General features: G+C 65.3%; 14 protein-coding genes. 5 read left to right on the top strand and 9 right to left on the bottom strand.

The genetic code is table 11. From position 1 onward, the window contains the following. Positions 1 to 2: 2 nt before the first annotated feature. Genes ACI3EV_RS08760 through ACI3EV_RS08745 form a run of 4 tightly spaced genes read left to right on the top strand, consistent with a single transcriptional unit; the run spans position 3 to position 2,997 of the window. On the top strand, positions 3 to 164 hold the full coding sequence (locus ACI3EV_RS08760) for a rubredoxin (RefSeq protein ID WP_329772019.1): 162 nt from the start codon (positions 3 to 5) through the stop codon (positions 162 to 164). Further along, positions 164 to 985, top strand: coding sequence for an ABC transporter ATP-binding protein (locus ACI3EV_RS08755; RefSeq protein WP_329772020.1), 822 nt, complete (start codon positions 164 to 166; stop codon positions 983 to 985). Before ACI3EV_RS08760 ends, ACI3EV_RS08755 begins: the two co-directional genes overlap by 1 nt. Positions 986 to 1,036: 51 nt before the next feature. Then, positions 1,037 to 2,206, top strand: a complete 1,170-nt coding sequence (locus ACI3EV_RS08750) for an ABC transporter substrate-binding protein (RefSeq protein ID WP_337690526.1) — start codon at positions 1,037 to 1,039, stop codon at positions 2,204 to 2,206. Positions 2,207 to 2,229: 23 nt separating this feature from the next. Beyond that, positions 2,230 to 2,997 (top strand): ABC transporter permease, encoded by a 768-nt coding sequence (locus ACI3EV_RS08745; RefSeq protein ID WP_329772024.1) that lies wholly within the window; start codon positions 2,230 to 2,232, stop codon positions 2,995 to 2,997. Between the two features lie 157 nt (positions 2,998 to 3,154). Here the strand turns inward: ACI3EV_RS08745 and ACI3EV_RS08740 are convergent, their stop codons facing one another. Next, positions 3,155 to 3,586: a PaaI family thioesterase gene (locus ACI3EV_RS08740; protein ID WP_337690529.1), complete on the bottom strand. Its 432-nt coding sequence runs from the start codon at positions 3,584 to 3,586 to the stop codon at positions 3,155 to 3,157. Next, the gene (locus ACI3EV_RS08735; protein ID WP_337690531.1) at positions 3,583 to 4,197 is read right to left on the bottom strand and encodes an MFS transporter; all 615 of its coding nucleotides are present in this window, start codon (positions 4,195 to 4,197) and stop codon (positions 3,583 to 3,585) included. The genes ACI3EV_RS08740 and ACI3EV_RS08735 overlap by 4 nt, the downstream gene beginning before the upstream one ends. Before the next feature lie 140 nt (positions 4,198 to 4,337). Here ACI3EV_RS08735 and ACI3EV_RS08730 point away from each other — a divergent pair, with 140 nt between their 5' ends. Then, positions 4,338 to 5,228 carry a LysR substrate-binding domain-containing protein gene (locus ACI3EV_RS08730; protein WP_405197986.1) on the top strand — a complete coding sequence of 297 codons (891 nt, stop codon included), beginning with the start codon at positions 4,338 to 4,340 and terminating at the stop codon, positions 5,226 to 5,228. 232 nt (positions 5,229 to 5,460) lie between these two features. Here the strand turns inward: ACI3EV_RS08730 and ACI3EV_RS08725 are convergent, their stop codons facing one another. The 7 genes from ACI3EV_RS08725 to ACI3EV_RS08695 form a co-directional block, all read right to left on the bottom strand. Further along, positions 5,461 to 6,744 (bottom strand): TerC family protein, encoded by a 1,284-nt coding sequence (locus ACI3EV_RS08725; RefSeq protein WP_337690535.1) that lies wholly within the window; start codon positions 6,742 to 6,744, stop codon positions 5,461 to 5,463. A 276-nt stretch (positions 6,745 to 7,020) separates the two neighbouring features. Beyond that, positions 7,021 to 8,091: an extracellular solute-binding protein gene (locus ACI3EV_RS08720; RefSeq protein ID WP_337690537.1), complete on the bottom strand. Its 1,071-nt coding sequence runs from the start codon at positions 8,089 to 8,091 to the stop codon at positions 7,021 to 7,023. A gap of 141 nt (positions 8,092 to 8,232) precedes the next feature. Next, entirely contained in the window at positions 8,233 to 9,405 is a 1,173-nt protein-coding gene (locus ACI3EV_RS08715; RefSeq protein WP_337690574.1) for a DNA polymerase IV, read from the bottom strand. Positions 9,406 to 9,475: 70 nt separating this feature from the next. Then, positions 9,476 to 9,925 carry an SPOR domain-containing protein gene (locus ACI3EV_RS08710; RefSeq protein ID WP_337690539.1) on the bottom strand — a complete coding sequence of 150 codons (450 nt, stop codon included), beginning with the start codon at positions 9,923 to 9,925 and terminating at the stop codon, positions 9,476 to 9,478. Between the two features lie 140 nt (positions 9,926 to 10,065). Next, positions 10,066 to 11,226: an alpha-hydroxy acid oxidase gene (locus ACI3EV_RS08705; protein ID WP_337690541.1), complete on the bottom strand. Its 1,161-nt coding sequence runs from the start codon at positions 11,224 to 11,226 to the stop codon at positions 10,066 to 10,068. A gap of 81 nt (positions 11,227 to 11,307) precedes the next feature. Next, positions 11,308 to 13,488, bottom strand: a complete 2,181-nt coding sequence (gene pbpC / locus ACI3EV_RS08700) for a penicillin-binding protein 1C (protein ID WP_337690543.1) — start codon at positions 13,486 to 13,488, stop codon at positions 11,308 to 11,310. Beyond that, the gene (locus ACI3EV_RS08695) at positions 13,488 to 19,496 is read right to left on the bottom strand and encodes an MG2 domain-containing protein (protein WP_337690545.1); all 6,009 of its coding nucleotides are present in this window, start codon (positions 19,494 to 19,496) and stop codon (positions 13,488 to 13,490) included. Before ACI3EV_RS08695 ends, pbpC begins: the two co-directional genes overlap by 1 nt. Positions 19,497 to 19,689 lie beyond the last annotated feature (193 nt).

Genomic DNA, 19,689 nt, shown 5'->3' with positions numbered 1-19,689 from the left:
AGATGAAATGGATGTGCGGCCCCTGCGGCTATATCTACGACGAGGAAGAGGGCTATGCGCCGGACGGCATCGAGCCGGGCACCCCGTTCCACAAGCTGCCCGATGACTGGGTCTGCCCCGATTGCGGCCTGGGCAAGGAAGAGTTTTTCGAGATTCCCGAGTGATGACGATGGCCAAGCCTGCTGCACCCCTGTTGCAGGGACGCGATATTTCGCTGGGCTATGCACGCGCCGACGGCAGTACGCAATGGGTGTTGGAAGGCTTTTCCATTGACGTGCAGCCGGGTGAGCTGATTGCGCTGCTCGGTCCGAGCGGCGTGGGCAAGTCCTCGCTGCTGCGCGTGCTGGCCGGGCTGCAGCAGCCGCAAAAAGGCCAGGTGGCGCTGTTTGGCGAGCCGCTGACGGCACCGCACCCGCGTGCCGCCTTCGTGTTCCAGAGTGCCTCGCTGCTGCCCTGGCTGACGGTGCAGGACAATGTGGCGTTTGGCCTGTCCTTCAAGCACCAGCCGCAGATCGGCAAGGAGGCCGAGCGCGAGCGTGTGCGCCAGGCGCTGGCTGAAGTCAATCTGCTGCATGCGGCCACGCAGCACCCGTCGCAGCTGTCCGGCGGCATGGCGCAGCGCGTGGCGCTGGCCCGTGCCTTTGCGCGCCAGCCCGAAGTGCTGATGCTGGACGAGCCGTTCAGCGCGCTGGATGAAATTACGCGTGGTGAGATGCAGGTGCTGCTGCGCGAACTGGTGACGCGTCACCAGACCGCCGCCATCCTGGTCACGCACGATATCGACGAGGCGCTGACGGTGGCCGACCGCGTGCTGCTGATTGGCAACACGCCAGGCCGGCTGCTGGCCGAATGGCGGCTGGAGCAGCCTTATCCGCGCGATGATGTCGCGCTGACGATGAACGAGCAGCGCCTGCAGATCCTGCAGTCGATGCGCAATGCACGCCTGTTCCAGCAGGACATGCGCAGCCTCGAATACGTGATCTGAGTGCATCAGCGCTCATTTGTACGCTTTTACCGCCCATTCCGGAGAATTTCCATGGTTTCACGCCGCGACCTGCTCAAGCTGGCTTCCCTGTTCACGGCCGCCGGTAGCCTGCCGCTGTTGCAGGCCTGCCAGCAACGCCAGGCCAGCCAGCCGAATGCACCGCTGCGCATCGGTTATCTGCCGATTACCGATGCCACGCCGCTGCTGGTGGCGCACAGCCAGGGCCTGTTCCAGGCCGAGGGGCTGGAGGTGGAAGCGCCGGTGCTGTTCCGCAGCTGGGCGCAGCTGGTCGAGGCCTTTATCAGCGGCCAGGTGAACCTGGTGCACCTGCTGACGCCGATGACAGTCTGGGCGCGCTATGGCAGCGAAAGCCCGCTCAAGGTGCTGATGTGGAACCACATGGCCGGCTCGGCGCTGACCGTGCTGCCCGGAGTGAACAGCGTGGCCGATCTGGGTGGCCAGACGGTGGCGATCCCGTTCTGGTACTCTATCCACAACGTGGTGCTGCAGCACCTGCTGCGCGATGCCGGCCTGGAAGTGACGGAACAGGATCCCGGTCCGAAGCAGGTCAAGCTGATCGTGATGGCACCGTCCGACATGGTGGCGGCGCTGGCGGCCAAGAGCATTGCCGGCTTTATCGTGGCCGAACCGTTCAACGCGGCAGCCGAGCTGCAGGGCGTGGGCAAGGTGCTGCGCTTTACCGGCGATGTCTGGCGTGACCATGCCTGCTGTGTCACCGTGGCGCATGCCGCCGACGTGGAGCAGCGCCCCGAGTGGACGCAGAAGGTGGCGAATGCCATGGTCAAGGCGCAGTTGTGGACGCGCGAGCATCGCCCCGAAGTGGCGCAGCTGCTGTCGGCCGATGGCGCCGGCAAGTACACGCCGCACCCGTTGGCTACCGTGCAGAAGGTGCTGGCACCGGACGCGGCTGACTTGCAGCAGTATGTGCAGAGTGGCGCGATCCGCCATCCGGACTGGAAGCAGAACCGCATCGATTTCCAGCCCTATCCCTTCCCGAGCTACACCAGCGAGCTGGTGAAGATGCTGCAACAGACGCATATTGCCGGCGAGCACAACTGGCTGGCCAAACTGGACCCGCAGCAGGTGGCGCAGGAGCTGGTGGACGAGCGCTTTGTTCGCCAGGCCATCGAGAGCACGCAAAGCCAGCAGCTGTTCGGACTGCCGGCCGATTACCGTCGTACTGAAACCATCGTGGCCTGAGTGCCCGCAAGCAAGAGGACTGCATGTCGTTGATCAAGCAGGGGCCGTGGCGCCCCGCCATCCTGGCATTGGGCGGACTGGTGCTGCTGGTCGTGGCCTGGCAGCTCGGCGTGATGCTGCTCAAGCTGAACATGCCGATCGTCGGCCGCTTTGCGCCGCTGCCGACGCTGAACAGCCTGATCTACCTGATCGGCGATGCCGGCATCTACGGCCATATCTGGGCCAGCCTGCAGCGTGTGCTGGTCGGCCTGGGCCTGGCGCTGCTGATTGGCGTGCCGGTCGGGTTGCTGCTGGGCCGTTCGGCGCTGGCCGAGCAGCTCAGCGGCGGTGCCTTCCAGCTGCTGCGCATGATTTCGCCGCTGTCCTGGATGCCGATTGCGGTGATGGTGTTTGGCGTGGGCGATGCGCCGATCTACTTCCTGCTGACCTTTGCCGCGGTCTGGCCGATCATCCTCAACACCAGCGCCGGCGTGAAGGCGATTGACCGGAACTGGCTGCAGCTTGGCGCCTCGCTCAGTGCCACGCGCTGGGAAACGTTGCGCAGCATCATCTTCCCGGCCGTGCTCGGCCATATCCTGACCGGCCTGCGGCTGGCGATTGGCGTGGTCTGGATCGTGCTGGTGCCGTGCGAGATGCTGGGCGTGAACGAGGGCCTGGGCTATTTCATCCTGGACACGCGGGATCGGCTGGCCTATTCGGAGCTGATGGCGGCGGTGGTGCTGATTGGCCTGATCGGCTGGGGGCTGGACGCGCTGGCGCGCTGGCTGCACAAGCGCTGGGCGATGGCCTGAGCGCTTGCGATATCGGTCTCGTGTGAGCCTTACTGGCTGCGCTCGTCAGGATGCATGCGCTTGAGTACGCGTGCGGCGATCAGCGGCACAGCAGCATGTGTGTGCCAATGGCCCACAAACGACGGGCGGCAGCCGGCCAGTTGCTGTCGTTCGTGTATCAGGTTTTCGGCCAGAGAATCATTTGAGTGCAACGGAACAAGGCGATTGTCTTGCCCGTTGCTTCATCAGTTACAACGGCATCCCAAACTTGGGTTGTTTTCCCAAGATGCTGCGCGGTTGCGGTACAGGCAACCATGCCCTCTCTTGCCGTGCCGAGGTGATTGCTCTTCAACTCAACCGTCGTGAACGACTGGGCTCCGGCTGGCAGATGCGCAATCGTGGCGTTACCGCAGGTGGTATCGGCCAAGGTCACGACGCTGCCTGCGTGCAGAAAACCGTTGATGGCGCCATGCAGCGACTTCACCGGCATGCGGCTGGTCATCACGCCCTGTTTAACCTCGAGCATTTCAATGCCCAGAAATCCCGGCAGGCATTCCTTGCTATCCCGGTTCAAGATCTCCGGGGTGACGTCCTCACGCAAAATGCTCATGATGTTCCTTTCTCTTTCGCCAATGGCAATGGGGTTGTTGTGAGATGTTTTCCAATCGGGGGCTCCTTGATGGGCAAATTCACCAGGGCAGCAAGAATGGCACCCATCCAACCCAGGCTTTGAATCAGCTTTTGCAGGAGTGGCGCAAAGATGAATTGGCCAAAGGAGTCTCCTGCATTGATAACGCCGGAAGCTGTTCCGCGTGACTCAAACGGCATGCGTTGGGCGGCAGCACCAATTAGCACGGAGAAGCTGCCAGCTCCCGAGCCCATGGAAGCCAGGATGCCCAGGGCAACCGCCAGACCGAAACCGTTGTCGATGAAGGGTGTCATCGCGCAGCCGATGGCGAGCGTTAGCAGGGCAGCTTGCAAGACCAGCCGGGGCCCATAGCGGTCTGCCACAGCGCCAGCAATCGGCTGGATGGCGCCCCAGGTGAGCTGCCCGATGGCCAGTGCCAGGCTAATGGTGGCGATGCCCATGCCGGTAGAACTATGGATGGGACTGATGAAAAGACCAAAGGATTGGCGGGCTCCCATGGTCACCATGAGAATACCAGCCGCAGCCAAGGTGACAGACAGCACATCGGGGCGTCGAATTGCGTGAAACATCATTCCCAACACATCAAGTAATGGGAGGATTGTGTGCGTTTAACGTGGCCGCGACAAATCAGTTATCATGCCTCATACTATAAAAAATCTATTCCATGATTGCATGCCCTCCGCTTAAGGCCCTTGTCGCTTTTGATGCTGCCATGAGAAGCAAAAGTTTTTCTATTGCCGCAGATGAGCTATGCGTGACCCCCGGTGCGATAGGCCAGCAAATCAAGAAACTGGAGGAGTGGTTGGGTATGGCGCTGTTCATCCGGCAGGTGCGGCAAGTGCAGCCAACGGATGCGGCGACCTCGTACTGGCAGAAGATTCAACCTGCACTCACCCAGATAGCCGATGCCAGTCACCGGCTCAAGCGCAGTCGCAGCAAGGCGGTATCGTTGTCCATGACGCCCAGCTTTGCGGCTAAATGGTTCACGAGCCGCATGGCTCACCTGGTGACCCAACACCCGGACATCGAATTGCATCTCAATGCTTCGACAGAAACAGTCGATTTTGAGAGGGAGGCGGTTGATTTGGCGATTCGCCATTTCAACGGAACAGGCACAAACCTGGATGCGAGCTTGCTGTTCAATGATGAAGCACGGGTGTACTGCACACCGGATTACGCTGCTGCGATGGGTTTAAGCGTTCCTGATGGCTTGGCGAATGCCAACCTGCTGGTAACCAGTATACTGCCCTACTGGGAACGATGGTTCAGGCAGTTCAGCCAACTGGATGGTGAAGCCATCGCGAGGATTCCTCGCATGCACTTTGATCAGTCACTGCTGGCTATCGAGGCGGCCAAGCGGGGTCACGGCGTAGTGCTGGCCAGTCCTTACCTCACCGAGGCAGAGGTTGCCAGTCGGGCCTTGATTGAGCCGTTTGACTGCTGCCTCAAACTTGAAAATGGCTACTACGTAGTTCACCCAAGCAAGACAATACCTGGCCAGGCAGCCATGCGAGTCAAGCAGTGGTTGATTGAAGAGGCTGCGAAGGTTGCCAAGGCCGGGATTGCGAGCGAGTCCGGCCAGTCGCCCAGTTCGTGGCCATGACAGCAAAGGGGCGAAACCAGCGATCGGATCGCTTGCCGCACTGAACAGCGCCCCGTTCCATGTCGCCTCGATTTATGCGCTGAACCACGGGAGAGCCGCTGTACCCCATCCGGCCACAGTTCGCCCTTGGGCGATTCATGCCGGTATGCCATGTAAAAAAGCCCCGCAGCGGTTGCTGCGGGGCTGGATGCCTTGTGGAGCAGGGCGGTGCTGCCGCCCATGCTGCGGTGGCTTACTTGTCCTCGCCGTTCTCGCCGTTGACCGGGCGGTAGCTGGCGGTATCGAGGCGTGGCTTGCTGGCGGTCGCATCACCCTTCGGGTAGCGCGTCTGGTTCTGGGCCATGTAGGTGTCGTGCATCTGGTGGGCCTCGTCCAGCAGGTCCAGCAGCTTCTGCTCGTCCTGCAGCAGGTGCTTGTATTCTTCCGGAATCGCCATCAGCGCCTGTTCTTCTTCCAGCAGCTGCAGGTAGTTCACTTCGCGCAAGGTCGGATCGGCTTCGTAGTCCATGTCCAGGTACTGCTTGGCGTGGCGGCGCACGCTGGAGATCACGGTCAGGATCTTGCCTTTTTGCGACATCAGCGAGGCGATCACGGTAATCACCAGGATCACGCAGATCACGATCAGCGACTGGCCGGTGGTGACTTCAATCACGCTGACCGGGTTGCCGTCGTTGATGAACGGCACGTTGTTTTCGTGTAGCGCGTGCAGGATCAGCTTGGCACCGATGAAGGCCAGGATGATGGCCAGGCCGTACTTCAGGTAGACCAGGCGTTCCAGCAGGCCGTCGATCAGGAAGTAGAGCTGGCGCAGGCCCATCAGCGAGAAGGCGTTGGCGGTGAACACGATGAAGGCGCTGTCGGTCAGGCCGAAGATGGCCGGGATCGAATCCAGGGCGAACAGGATGTCGGTGGCGCCAATGACCACCATCACCAGCAGCATCGGCGTCAGGGCACGCTTGCCGTTCTGGATCGTGAACAGCTTGTCGCGATCGTAGTAGTCGGTGGTGTGGAACAGCTTGCGCGTGACGCGCACGACGACGTTCTGATCCAGGCTTTCCTCTTCCTTCTCCGGGGCGAGCTGCTTGCCTGCCAGCATCAGTAGCAGGCCACCGAAGATGTAGAACATCCAGGCAAAGGAGTTCAGCAGCGCGGCACCGACCAGGATGAAGGCGGCACGCGCAAAGATCGAGAACAGGATGCCGAACAGCAGCACTTTCTGCTGGTAGGCGTGTGGCACCTTGAAGCCCGCCATGATGATCAGGAACACGAACAGGTTGTCCACGCTCAGGGCTTTTTCGGTGATGTAGCCGGCAAAGTACTCGACGCCGCGCTGGTGGCCAAAGACGGCCCAGACGAACACGCCAAACAGCAGGGCAATCGCCACGAACAGGATCGACCACTTGGTCGATTCCCGCAGCGTGGGGGTGTGGGCCACGCGTACGTGGAAGAAGTAGTCATACAGGAACAGGCCGCCGATCAGGACGATCGTGACTATCCATGCCCAGGTGGGGAACATGCGGGAATCCTTTCAGCTATGGGAGCCAGCCCTGCATGGAGCTGCGGGCTGCAAAGTAAATATTAGACCGCAAAATGCCGATTGCTGCATGGCAGCATTAGCTTTTCGGGGTGACCGCCTACAGCGTTTCGCGCTGGTACGGGATGCCTTCTTCCATGACAGTCTTGTCACCAGCCCGGTGTTTCGCCAGCTAGGGCCGGACGCAAAAAAGGGCGCCGCAAGCGGCGCCCAAGGACACTCGGTCCAGCGGGCAGCTGGAATCGCTGCCCGGCCAGATTACTTGTAGCCCACGCGGTCCAGCAGCTGCTGCACGCGCGTCTGGTGCTTGCCGACCACGGCGACCGGAATCGTTTCGGACTTGAATTTCTTGCCGCCGGTCATGGCGCGCAGGGCCGGGTTGGGCAGCGACACGCCCTGGACCACCGGCCATTCGTTGTTGCCGTTGGCAAAGTAGTCCTGCGCCTTGGCGCTGGCCAGGTATTCCAGGAACTGCTGTGCCAGCTGCTTGTTCTTGGAGTGCTTGGCGACGGCACCACCGGCGATGTTCATGTGCGTGCCCCAGGTCGTCTGGTTGGGGAACACGACACCGACCTTCTCGATCACGGAGCGGTCGGCCGGGTTGCCGGAGCGCATCATGCGCGCCAGGTAGTAGGAGTTGGTAAGCGCCACGCCGCATTCGCCGCTGGCGACCGCCTTGATCTGGTCGGTATCACCGCCCTTGGGGCTGCGTGCCATGTTGTTGACCATGCCCTGCAGGTAGTTCTGCGTGGCGGCTTCGCCCATGTGCTCGTACATCACGCTGAACAGGCTCAGGTTGTACGGGTGCGAACCGCTGCGCGTGCAGACCTTGCCCTTGTTCTTGGCATCGGCCAGCTCTTCGTAGGTATCGACATCGGCACGCTTGACCTGGGCCTTGTTGTAGACGATCAGGCGGGCGCGGGTCGAGAAACCGAACCAGGTGGTGCCGTCAGCCGTGGCCGCAGCGCGGTACTGCACCGGCACGGCTTTTTCCAGCGCGCTGGACTTGATCGGGGCAAACAGGCCGGCGTTGTCGGCCATGGACAGGCGGGCCGCATCCACCATCAGCACCACGTCAGCGGGCGAAGCGGCACCCTCGGCGCGCAGGCGCTGCATCACGCCGGCATCGTCACTGTCCACGCGGTTGATCTTGACGTTGTGCGCCTTGGCAAAACCGTCGTACAGCTGCTGGTCGGTCTGGTAGTGACGTGCCGAGTAGATGTTCAGCTCCTTGGCCTGGGCGTAGGCAGCAGGAGCAGCCAGCACGCTGGCAGCCAGGGCGATGCCGGTCAGGGCCAGCTGGGTACGGGAAGAGGGCGATGTGGACATGGAAGCAAGGTCTCCGGTCAGAAAAAGGCAGCTCGCAGGAGCTGCCGGACGGATGCCAGTATATAACGTGAATGACAATGATTTTCATTCATCACGCGATGCGAGCAGGGTTTTTCTGCGTAAAAACAACGCGGCGGCGCCTCAGAACAGGCTGAGCGTCATGCCGTCATCCTGCGCGAGTCCGGCATGCGGATCGGCTTCCCACTCGGCCAGCGGCAGCAGGTTGCTGGCGCGCACGCCCAGCAGGCGGAAATGGCGCGTCAGGTCCACGCGCTTCAGGCACTGGCCGGCGTGGCGCCGGATCTCGACCGCATCGGTGGTGTAGTGGTCCACCGTCTGGTCACGCGTGGCGATGCAGAAATCGGTATAGCGCAGCTTGATGCCAAAGGTGCGTGCCACATAGCCCTTGCGTTGCAGGTCGGCCGCTACCTGCTGGCTCAGGCGCGTGAAAATCTGCCCCAGTTCGGCCTTGTCATGGACTGCGTGCAGGTCGCGGTCAAACGTGGTTTCGCGGCTGATGCTGACCGGCTCGCTGTGCGTCACCACCGGGCTGTCGTCGCGGCCCCAGGCGGATTCGTGCAGCCAGTGGCCGTAGCTCTTTCCAAACTGCTGCATCAGCCAGAGCGGATCGCGCGCCGCCAGCTCGCCAATCGTCTCGATGCCGTGCTGCTTCAGCTTGGCACCGGACTTGGGTCCGATCCCCTTGATCTTGCGGCAGGGCAACGGCCAGATCAGCGTCTGCAGATCGCTCTCGTGCACGATGCTGATGCCATTCGGCTTGTTGAACTCGCTTGCCATCTTGGCCAGCAGCTTGTTCGGCGCCACACCGACCGAGCAGGTCAGGCCGGTGGCGTCCAGGATGCCGCGCCGGATGCGCTCGGCCAGCACGCGGCCGCCGTCCAGCTGGCCATCCGGCACCTCGGTGAAATCGATATAGACCTCGTCGATGCCGCGGTTCTGCATCACCGGGGCGATGCCGGTGATGACGGCCTTGAAGCGTCGCGAAAAATCCCGGTAGCGCTCAAAATCGGCCGGCAGCAGGATTGCGTCCGGGCAGAGCCGTGCCGCCTTCATCAGGCCCATGGCCGAACCGACGCCAAACTGGCGTGCCGGGTAGGTGGCGGTGGTGATGACGCCGCGCCCGGCATAGCTGCGCAGGCGCGGGAACTGTTCCAGCGGAATCTCGTGCAGCCGGCCGGCCCAGGCCAGCTGCAGCGGGTGGTTCGGGTTGTGGCGGCTGCCGCCGATGACCACGGGCAGATCACGCAACTGCGGGTAGCGCAGCAGTTCGACCGAGGCAAAGAACGCATCCATGTCCAGATGCGCGATGCGCCGGTTGCGGGACGGGGACGGAGTGCTCTCCGTACTCACCTCGGGGATGCGGTCAGGGGGCGGCGTTGACGACTTCGCTACCGGTTTCGGTGCGGATGTAGCCGCCGGCTTCCATGCGCTCCTGCTCGCTGGCAAACGGGCCGATCAGCACGCGCCAGTTGTTGTTGCGCGGTGCCACATGCACCTTGGCCGACAGGCTGGGCACCTTGTTGCGGATGCTGTTGGCCATGCGGTCGGCATTCTCGTGGCTGGAGAAGGTGCCAGCCTGCAGGTGCAGGCCCTGCAGCGGGGCATCGCTGGCCACCGGTGCGGCCGGTACCGCCGTCTGGGCGGGCGCCGTGCCATTGCTGGCCGGCAGCGTGCCGCTGCCAACGCTGGCATCCACCACCGGAGCGCCGCCCGTGGCGGGCGGGTAGTAGACATTGGTGCAGGCCGCCAGGGCCAGGGCAGAAGCGGCCAGCCACAGGCCGGAATGCAGGCGGGAAGGGATGGAAGACTTCATGTCGGTATCGTGCAAATCTGTAGCAAACCGGCTGCCGGACAGCGGCAGCGCGTATCTGCCTATTGTGCCTCAGCCGCCCGGCTTTGCGATGACCGGGCGGTCGCAGCGGGCCGCTCTTGCACTTGGTAACGCCTGCGGCATCAACGTGGCAGCGGGTAGCTGCCCGGAATCAGGATATCGCGCGTGACATCCGTCAGGCGCGTATGGCCGCAGAAGGCCATGCTGATGTCCAGTTCCTTGTGGATGATGTCCAGCGTCTTGCTGACGCCAGCCTCGCCCAGGGCACCCAGGCCGTAGAGGAAGGCGCGGCCAATCGAGATGCCGCGCGCACCCAGTGCCCAGGCCTTGAGCACGTCCTGACCGCTGCGCACGCCGCCGTCCATGTGCACCTCGACCTGGTCACCGACCGCCTCGACAATCGTCGGCAGTGCCTGGATCGAGCTCGGTGCGCCATCGAGCTGGCGGCCGCCGTGGTTGCTGACGACGATGGCATCGGCGCCGTGCTGCACCGCCAGGCGGGCATCTTCCGGCTCCATGATGCCCTTGACGATCAGCTTGCCGCCCCAGTAGCGCTTGATCTCGGCCACATCGTCCCAGCTCAGTGTCGGGTCGAACTGCTCGGCGGTCCAGGTCGAGAGCGAGCTGACATCGCTGACGCTGCTGGCGTGGCCGACGATGTTGCGGAAGGTGCGGCGCTTGGTGCCCAGCATGCCCAGGCACCAGCGCGGCTTGGTCGCGAGATTGATCAGGTTGGCAAGGGTCGGCTTTGGGGGCGTGCTCAGGCCGTTCTTGATGTCCTTGTGGCGCTGGCCCAGCACCTGCAGGTCCAGCGTCAGCACCAGCGCCGAGCAGTTGGCGGCGCGGGCGCGATCGATCAGCCGGATCATGAAATCGCGATCACGCATCACGTAGAGCTGGAACCAGAATGGATGGCCGCCGGTGGCCTCGGCCACGTCCTCGATCGAGCAGATGCTCATGGTGGACAGGGTGAAGGGTACGCCAAAGGCCTTGGCGGCGCGCGCCGCCAGCATCTCGCCATCGGCATGCTGCATGCCGGTCAGGCCGGTGGGCGCCAGATAGACCGGCATGCGGTAGTCCTGGCCCAGCAGCGGCGCGCTGGTGCTGCGGTTTTCCAGGTTCACCGCGACGCGCTGGCGGAACTGGATGCGGCGGAAATCGTCCTCGTTGGCGCGGTAGGTGCCTTCGGTGTACGAGCCGGCATCGGCATAGTCGTAGAACATGCGCGGCACGCGTGCTTGCGCCAGTTGGCGCAGGTCTTCGATACAGGTGATGGTGGGCATGGTGTGCTCCTGGAAAGCATCGGCTTGTTGTCGGCAAAGCGGGCATATTACGCGATTCTGCGGCCTGGACTGCAGCGGGTTTTACCGGTTTTGCGCCACCACGCCGGCGCCGCGCACCTCGATCTGCACCTGATCAATGACGCGGCCATCAGGCTGGCGCAGCTGGATGGTGTGGCGGCCCGGCCAGGGCAGCCAGCCGGCCTGCTGGCCCTGGCCGACCTGCTTGCCGTCAATCCACCACTGGCCCTGCGCCGCACGCGTGCGCAGCAGCAGACGCTGGCGTTGCGGCGGGATATCCGGGTCCAGCGCCAGAATCGTGCCGTCGGCCGGGCTGTCGATGCGCGGCGACAGCTGGCGGGATGCGGGCTGGTTCGGCAGGGCAAAAAGCGCCTGCTGCGTGCCGGCGATAAACCATTCGCTGCGTGCCGCCTCCAGCGGCTGGCCATCGTCACCCGGGCCAAAGCGCACCGGCTGGCGCAGCAGGCCGCGTGGCGGTGTCGGTGCGTGGCTGGGCAGCTCGGCGTGCAGCAGCTGCATCAGCTCGGCCCAGATCGGTGCCGCGCCGCTGCTGCCGCTGACATCCCACATCGCATCGCCTTCGGCATTGCCGATCCAGACGCCCACGGTATAGCGTTCGCTCCAGCCGATCGCCCAGTTGTCGCGCATGTCCTTGCTGGTGCCGGTCTTGACCGCGCTCCAGAAGCGTGTGCGCAGCACGCTGTTGATGCCGAAGGTGGTCAGGCGCGCATGGTTGTCGGACAGGATGTCGCCGATGAGGTAGCTGGCGCGTGCATCCAGCGCCTGGCGTTGCGCCGTGGCCGGGATCGCCTCGTCCAACCGCGTGCGCACCGGCGTCCAGCGGCCGCCATTGGCCAGGGCGCGGTAGGCGTTGGTCAGTTCCAGCAGGCTCATTTCCGGGCTGCCGAGCGCCAGGCTGTAGCCGTAGTAATCGCCGGTGCGATCGAGCCGGATGCCAAACTGCTGCAGCTGCTGCGCAAACGGGTTGACGCCGACCATGCCGATGGTGCGCACGGCCGGCACGTTGTAGGAGTTGCCCAGCGCCATGCGCAACGAAGTCCAGCCCTTGAAATGGCGGTCGTAGTTCTGCGGGATATAGAGGCCGCTCTGCGTCGGGATCGCTGCCGGCGAATCGTCCAGCAGCGAGGCGGCGGTCAGGCGCGATTCGGCCAACGCCTGGCCGTAGAGAAAGGGCTTGAGCGTGGAGCCGGGCTGGCGCCGTGCCAGCACGCCGTCCACCTGCGGGCTGCGGCTGGTATCGGCCGAGGCGCCGACCCAGGCCAGCACGTCGCCGCTGGCGTTGTCCAGCACCAGCACGGCGCCATCGCGCACATTGCGCGTCTGCAGCTCGTGCAGCTGGCGTTGCAGCAGCGCGTTAGCCTGGCGCTGCAGCGGGCCGGACAGGGTGCTGCGCAGCGTGCTGCCGCCGTCCTGGCCGCCCAGCAGCCGCTGCGCCAGATGCGGCGCGGCGCCATCGCTCGGCGCCCAAGGGCGGCGCAGCAGCACGCCGGTGGCGTACAGGCCCAGGCTGTCGCACAGCATCTCCGAGGTACCGGTGCCACGCAGCTGCGCCAGGATGCCGCAGGCGCGCTGGCCGACCTGCTGCGGCGAGGCATTGGGGGCGCGCACCAGCGCCGCGGTGATGGCGGCCTCGCGCTCATCCAGGCCGTGCGCGGCCTTGCCGAACAGGGTGCGGCTGAGTGCATCGATGCCGACCAGCTCGCCGCGGAACGGTACCAGGTTCAGATAGGCCTCGAGGATCTCGTCCTTGCGCCAGCTGCCATCCAGCCATTGCGCGGTGGCGGCCTGGCCGACTTTCTGCACGATGCTGCGGCGCCGGCCGGGCAGGCCGTCGGCATCGATCAGGCCAGCCAGCTGCATGCTGATGGTGGAGGCACCGCGTGTGCGTTCGTTCCAGAGGTTGCTCCAGGCCGCCGCCCCCACGGCACGCCAGTCGATGCCGCCGTGCTGGTAGAAACGCTTGTCCTCGCTGATCAGCATGGCGCTGCGCAGCGCGGGTGACACATCGGCCAGCGCGATCCAGGCACCGCGCCGCAGTTGCGGGTTGGTGCGCAGACGGTGCAGCGGCTCGCCCTGGCGGTCCAGCAGCAGCGATTCCGACGAAGCGTAGGCCTGGCGCACCGCGTCAAACGTCGGCACCGCCTGCGCCGGCAGCGCCAGGCTGGCGGCCAGCAGGCTGCCAAGCAGGGCGTGACGCAGCAAGCGCGGCAGGCGGGCTGGCATCAGGGCGCCGGCTCCACCGTGATGCGGGCGTTCGGCGTAACGCCAAATACCTCGGGCGCGTACAGCCCCTGCACGCGGGTGGCGGGCAGGCCGAAACTGCCGGCGCTGTTCAGGCGCACGGTGTATTCGATGCTGCTGGTGCCGCGCGGCAGGAACTCGTAATAGGCGCGCCAGGCTTCGAAGCCGCGTTCCACATAGGCCAGCCAGCCGTTGCCGGCCGAGCGCTCGCCTTGCGTGGCGATGGCCGAGTCACCGCCGAGCCCGCTGCCGAGCAGGGTGGCACCGGCCGGCACCGGATCGCTCACCACCACCCAGGTCATGTCGCTGGCGGCGTTGATCTCCAGCTTCACGCGCCAGATATCGCCACGGCTGTGCTTACCGGCCACGGTCTGCTGCACCGGCGTGATGGTCTTGCGCACGGTGTAGCCGGCCGATTGCGGCGCCGTCACCGGGACCGCAGCCAGCGCCTGCACCGTGGCCCAGGGCTGGCCGCTGCCTTGCTGTTGCAGGCGCAGGCGTGCCGTACCGCCGGGAGCTGTCTGCCAGGGCAGGAAGGCCAGGTTGTTGGTGTACATGTGTGCGGCTGGCGGTGCACCGTAAGCCGGCAGTTCCGCCGCCGGCGCGTCCGGTGCCACGCGTGTCACCTTGCGCCAGTCGATGCTGCGGCTCTGCTGGTCCAGCCGGATCAGGGTCTGGCCGCTGACCTCGGCCTTTTCGCGCTTGGCGGCAAACCGCTGCAGCGCCAGGCCACCCCACAGGTTGGCGGTGGTGGTGCTCCAGGCACCGTGCTGCTGGCGCGCGATAAAGCCGCTGACCAGCGCCGGCAAGTCGTCCTGCCAGCCCGGCAGTTCCAGCACCGCCAGGATCAGGCGCGCACTATTGGTATCGGCGTTCTGCATCAGCCACCACCAGTAGTCGTCCTGCTCGTTGCTGAAGGACAGGCGCGTGCCCTGGTAGTTCAGGCGTGTGCGCAGCAGTTGCTGTGCCTCGTCGCGCAGGCGATCGCGCTCAGCGATCGCCGGCAGGCGCTGCAGGATGTTGAGCCAGTCGATCACGCTGTGCGTCGGCCACTGCTCCGGTGTCAGCGCGATGCTGCCCAGCATCTCCGGGCGTGCCTTGCCGTAGCGCGACAGCGCTTCGATTGCGGCCAGCTTGCGCATGTCGCGGTCCTTCACCGGGCTCCAGAAATCACGTTCGATACGGCCTTCGACAAACGCCGTCAGGCCGGACAGCATGGCATCGCGGCTGGCATCGGGCAGGCGCCAGGCCGGATCGAGCTGGCCGGCTTCATGGGCGCTGGCCAGCAGGTAGGCGGTCAGCGTATCGCTGCCGCGCGAACGGCCCCCCTGTTGCGGCGGGAAGTAGCTGGCCAGGCCATCACTGTCGAGATGGCTGGGCAGCTCGTTCAGGATCGCCTGCCACTGCGGGCGATCCTGCATGCCGATGGCACGGCTGCTGCGCTGTTCCAGGCAGGTGTAGGGATACTGCGAGAACCAGTCGCGCACGCCCGGCAGGCCGTCGGCGAGCGAGGCCTGCAGCGTGACCTGCACGCCACCGCGCGCCACATCAGCGCTGCCCAGGCTGTTGGGCGGCGTGGACAGCGCGATCTCCTGGCCATTGACCTGCTCCAGCAGGCCTTGCTGCACCGTCAGCGGCACGGCCGGCAGCAGGCGCTGGCTGACGCGCAAGGCATCGCTCGCCTGGCTGCCCGCCTGGTCGGCGGCGCTGATCTCCCAGACGATTTCCTGCAGGGCTTCGCCGGCGGCCTGCGTCGGGATGCTCACCTCCCAGACCACCTCCTGTGCGCCTTCGGCCGGAATCTCCACGGCCTGCGGCTTCAGGTTCAGCAGCGTCGCCTTGGGTGTCAGTTCCACCTTCATCGGCTTTTTCGTGGTGTTGCGAAGCGTGACCTGGGCGATATAGCTGTCGCCTTCGCGCACCAGCGGTGGCAGGCCGCTGACGATCTGCAGGTCCTGCGTGGTGCGGATGCTGGTGTCGCCAGTGCCGAACAGGTCCTGGCCACTGGTCGCCACGGCGACGATGCGGAAGCTGCTCAGCACATCGTTCAGCGGCACCGTGATGCGCGCCTCGCCATTGGCATCGAGCTGCACGCGCGGATCCCAGAACAGCAGCGTGTCGAGCAGCTCGCGCACATGGGTGCCGCCACCGCCGTCACCGCCAGCCGGCACGGCCTTGCGGCCATAGTGGCGGCGGCCGATGATTTCCATCTGCGCGGTGGAGGTCTCCACGCCCCAGGGGCGTTGCTGGAACATGGCGCGCAGCAGATCCCAGCTGGTGTTCTGGCGCAGCTCCAGCAGGGCCTGGTCGACTGCCGCCACGGCGACTTCGGCGTTGGCGGCCGGCTTGCCGTCCGGCAGCAGGGCGCGGATTGTCACCTGCGCCTGCTGGCGCGGCTGGAAGCTGTCCTTGTCCGGCGTTACGCTGACCTGCAGCGTGTGCGCCTGCAGACCGACATCCAGCTCGGCCATGCCAAGACGGAAGGCCGGCTTGCTCAGGTCCACCAGCGGTGTCGGCGCCACGTATTCCTTGCCATCATGCCAGAAGGCGCGCCACCATTCACGCGGGGTCTTGTAGCCCCAGGTGAAGAAGCTGTACCAGGGCACGTCGCGCAGGCGGCCGCGCAAGGCCAGTACGCTGACATAGACGTTCGGGCCCCACTCGGGCTGGATTTTCAGTTCCACCGTCGGATCCTGGCCGTTGAGCTGCAGCACTTCGCTGTGCAGAATGCCTTCGCGCTCCACGGTCAGCAGGGCGGTGGCGTAGCGGAACGGCATGCGTACCTGCAGCCTGGCGGTATCGCCCGGCTGGTAGCTGCGCTGCTCGGGCAGCACATCCATGCGGTCGTGGTCCTGGCCGCCCCACCAGATCTCGCCCTGTTTCGTGACCGTGACCGAGCTGCCGGCCTGTGACTTGCGGCCTTCGCCATCGGTTGCCGTCACCACCAGCTCGACTTCGCCCGGGTGCTTCAGCCTGGCATTGCAGAGCAGCAGGCCGCGGCTGTCACTCTTGCCCGAGCACAACTCGCCCATGACTTCCGTGCTGTGCTGGTTGTCATAGGTGTAGAAGCCGCCGACCAGGCGCTTGCGGCTGGTGGTGGTGGTGTGGGCAATCGCGCGTACCGACAGCGGCACGTTGGCCTGCGGCTTGCCGCTGGTGTCCAGCGCCAGTGCCTGCAGCTTCAGATCCTTGTCGACCGAGATCCAGCCTTCGGTGCGGATGCCGGCCACCACTGCCGCCGGCCAGATGCGCTGGCGCGACTGCAGTGTCTGGAAGGCACCGTTCGGGTCGCTGTAGGTGGCTTCCAGCGTCAGGTCCTGCGGCTTGGCGCTGGTGGCCAGCTCGGGCAGCTCCAGCTGCGCCGTGCCATCGGCCCCCAGCGCGAGCGGCATGCGGTTCGCCAGCAGGCGCGTGCTGCTGCCGCTGCCGTCCGGGTTGGCGCTGTCGTCTTCACTGTCGTACTCAAACCAGTCGGTATTGCGGCCAAAGCTGTAGTCGCTGTAACCGGGGAAATAGATCCAGCCTTCGCGCGCGCTGGCCGATACCTCCACCGGCAGGCCCTTGGCGGCACCGCCGTTCAGGTAGGCCAGCTCCACCCGGACCGGCAGCTTTTGCGTGGCCACCAGCGGCGCTTTTGGTACTGGCTGGATGCTGCCTCGCATCACCGGCAGGCGGAATTCCTCGACGCGGAAATCGCCGCTGTCGAGTTCGATATCACGACCTTGCGCATCCTTGCCCTTCATGCTGATGCGGTACATGCCGAGCTTGGCGCTGCGCGGAATCTGCCACTGCGTCTCGGCGGTCATGCCGCCGGTCGCCATCTTGCGCCAGCCCAGCGGCTGTTCGATCACGCTGTCGCTGCCCACATGCGTGAGCTTGAGCGTACCGGGTAGCGTTTGCATCGCATGCAGACCCTGGATGGTCTCGATGCGGGCAAAGTGCTTCATCGAGACCGTTTCGCCGGCACGCAGCAGGTTGCGATCGAGCACGCTGTGCGCGCGCAGGTCCGGGTTCGGATCGGTGCTGGTGGGTACGTTGAAGCGCCAGGATTCGATGCCGCGGTTCCAGTCGGTCCAGACAAAGGCCATGTCGGACACGCCCTGGGCGTCGGTGGTGCGTGCGCTGACGAACAGCGCGTTGTCACTGCCGTACTCGCCGCAGGCCGGTGCCTCGATCGCCTGCGGATGCTGCCACAGGCCGTTGGCATCGGTGGTGCCGCTGGCCAGCGGCTTGCCATTGCAGCCGCTGATGGCGACCTGCGCCTGCGGTACCGGCTTGCCGCCATCGAGCGTGGTGACCCAGACCAGCGAACCGGCGCGGCCCTGCTTGACGTGCACGCCCAGGTTCGTCACCAGCGCGCCGGTGCGCACATACATGTTGCGCTGCTGGAAGTGCGGATCGAGCAGGCTCTTGCCCAGCATCGGCGACGTTATCTCGACCACGTGGTAGCCCGGCGTCAGCGGAATGCCGACCACCTCGAACGGGCGCGGATCCTTCTCGTCGATCTGTGGCATCGTCATGGCTTGGGCCTTGGCTTCGCCCTGCAGCAGCGACAGCATGCGCGTTTCCACGCTGTCATCAGGCACGCTCTTGTAGCTGTCTTCGCTGGTCGGCTCCGGCAGCGTGGGCGGCAGCTGGCGCAGGCCGTCCTTGCGTGCGCGGCTGCGCTCGATCAGGGTCTGGTCGTAATCTGCCAGCTGGCGGTACCAGCGGATGATCTCGGCATCGGATTGCGGTGTCAGCGTGCGGATCTCGCCGGCTGGCTGCAAGGACTTGCCGGCCAGATCGCGCTCCACGCTGCGCAGTGTCACCGGCAGCAGCGCCGGGCCCTTGGGGCCTTCGGCAAAGCGCTCCAGCACCCCAAACGGCGCGGCGGCAAACTTGACCAGCGGCGGCATCGGGCCGGTGGCGACTGTCAGCGGAAAACTGCTGGCGTTGCGCAAGGGCCGGCCGGCATCGTCCTGCAGGCCTTGCGGCAGCACCAGGCGCATGCTGGCCTGTTCCGGGAACGGCGGCTTGAACTCGACCGAGCGCACGCTGCCTTGCTGCTGCGCGTCCAGTTCCGGCTGGCGTGGCTTGCCGTCGACTTCCAGCACCACCTGGCGTGCCTGCTCGATCGGTACCGGTGCGCTGAAACGCACGGTCACCGGGCGGATTGGCAGGCAGGCCGATTGCGCATTTGGCCGTTCGCAACTCATGCTGGCTTCCAGCGGCGAGCGCACCTGGTAGTCCCAGCTGCGTTGCGCTGCCTCGCCCTTGCCGGCGAACTGGCCCAGCGTCAGGCTGACGCGCGCTTCGGCCGGCAGCTTGCGGTTGCAGGCCAGCAGCACGAACTGGTCCGGCTGCTTTTTGGCATCGTCGGCAAACCAGCGCGATTGCAGGATCTGCTCGCGCGCCTCGCCGCTGACCAGGCGCAGCGGCACCGCTTCGCCCACGCCTTCGACGCGGCATTGGGCCGCGGCCTGTACCTGGGCGGCATCGACGGCACCGTTGAAGCGCAGGATGAAGATCTGGTCCTCGCTGATCTCGCCGCCCCAGGGCTGGACATCACGCGCATAAGGTGCGCCGCTGCTGAAGGCGATGCTGGTCGCCGCCAGGGTATCGCCATCCGGTGCGCGGAAGCCGGGCGTGCTGGTGGCGGTACAACGTACGCCGGCCGGCAGCACGTTCTCGAAATCAGCCGCCCAGGTGCGCGGGTTGCGCCAACCGCCGTCATGTGGCGGAATCACTGCCTGCGCTGGCCCTTCACACTGGATGCGGAACGGGGGCTGGGCCTGCGTGTCGCCGGCCGGTACGGCATCCTTGTCGAAGCGCACCAGGAACTGGCGCACCTCGCTGGTTTCACCACGCGGCGAGACGCTTTCGACTTTCAGGGCCAGGGCAGAACCGCCGGCGACCAGCGCCAGTGCCGGCAAGGACCAGCGCAGTGCGGTCTTGCGCAGGGGGGAGGGGGGCGCGAGCCGGCGATGCGGCACGGGATGTCGGGACATGCGGATCCTCCAGGATGCTTTCGAGGGACGGCCTGTTGGCAGGGTGCCGCAGCGGGCGCATGGCGCGCCGGGGACGAATGCTTCTGATTCTAGGGGAAGAGCTTGACCAGTTCGTAACAGGGACGGCCTGGAGAGGAGGTGGCTTGCGAAATCGCAATCTGGATGCAAGAAACCCCGGCAGCCGGGGCTGTCG

It is taken from the genome of Allobrachymonas wangyanguii (genome assembly GCF_045055315.1).
Taxonomy (GTDB): domain Bacteria; phylum Pseudomonadota; class Gammaproteobacteria; order Burkholderiales; family Burkholderiaceae_C; genus Brachymonas; species Brachymonas wangyanguii.
Note: the sequence above shows the minus strand (reverse complement) of the source record. Positions and strands in the feature narration are given on the sequence as shown.

Bases quoted from the DNA above. Each gene is read 5' to 3' on its own strand.
- ACI3EV_RS08760 (WP_329772019.1), top strand. From the start codon at position 3: ATGAAATGGATGTGCGGCCCCTGCGGCTATATCTACGACGAGGAAGAG.
- ACI3EV_RS08755 (WP_329772020.1), top strand. From the start codon at position 164: ATGACGATGGCCAAGCCTGCTGCACCCCTGTTGCAGGGACGCGATATT.
- ACI3EV_RS08750 (WP_337690526.1), top strand. From the start codon at position 1,037: ATGGTTTCACGCCGCGACCTGCTCAAGCTGGCTTCCCTGTTCACGGCC.
- ACI3EV_RS08745 (WP_329772024.1), top strand. From the start codon at position 2,230: ATGTCGTTGATCAAGCAGGGGCCGTGGCGCCCCGCCATCCTGGCATTG.
- ACI3EV_RS08740 (WP_337690529.1), bottom strand. From the start codon at position 3,586: ATGAGCATTTTGCGTGAGGACGTCACCCCGGAGATCTTGAACCGGGAT.
- ACI3EV_RS08735 (WP_337690531.1), bottom strand. From the start codon at position 4,197: ATGATGTTTCACGCAATTCGACGCCCCGATGTGCTGTCTGTCACCTTG.
- ACI3EV_RS08730 (WP_405197986.1), top strand. From the start codon at position 4,338: ATGAGAAGCAAAAGTTTTTCTATTGCCGCAGATGAGCTATGCGTGACC.
- ACI3EV_RS08725 (WP_337690535.1), bottom strand. From the start codon at position 6,744: ATGTTCCCCACCTGGGCATGGATAGTCACGATCGTCCTGATCGGCGGC.
- ACI3EV_RS08720 (WP_337690537.1), bottom strand. From the start codon at position 8,091: ATGTCCACATCGCCCTCTTCCCGTACCCAGCTGGCCCTGACCGGCATC.
- ACI3EV_RS08715 (WP_337690574.1), bottom strand. From the start codon at position 9,405: ATGGATGCGTTCTTTGCCTCGGTCGAACTGCTGCGCTACCCGCAGTTG.
- ACI3EV_RS08710 (WP_337690539.1), bottom strand. From the start codon at position 9,925: ATGAAGTCTTCCATCCCTTCCCGCCTGCATTCCGGCCTGTGGCTGGCC.
- ACI3EV_RS08705 (WP_337690541.1), bottom strand. From the start codon at position 11,226: ATGCCCACCATCACCTGTATCGAAGACCTGCGCCAACTGGCGCAAGCA.
- pbpC (WP_337690543.1), bottom strand. From the start codon at position 13,488: ATGCCAGCCCGCCTGCCGCGCTTGCTGCGTCACGCCCTGCTTGGCAGC.
- ACI3EV_RS08695 (WP_337690545.1), bottom strand. From the start codon at position 19,496: ATGTCCCGACATCCCGTGCCGCATCGCCGGCTCGCGCCCCCCTCCCCC.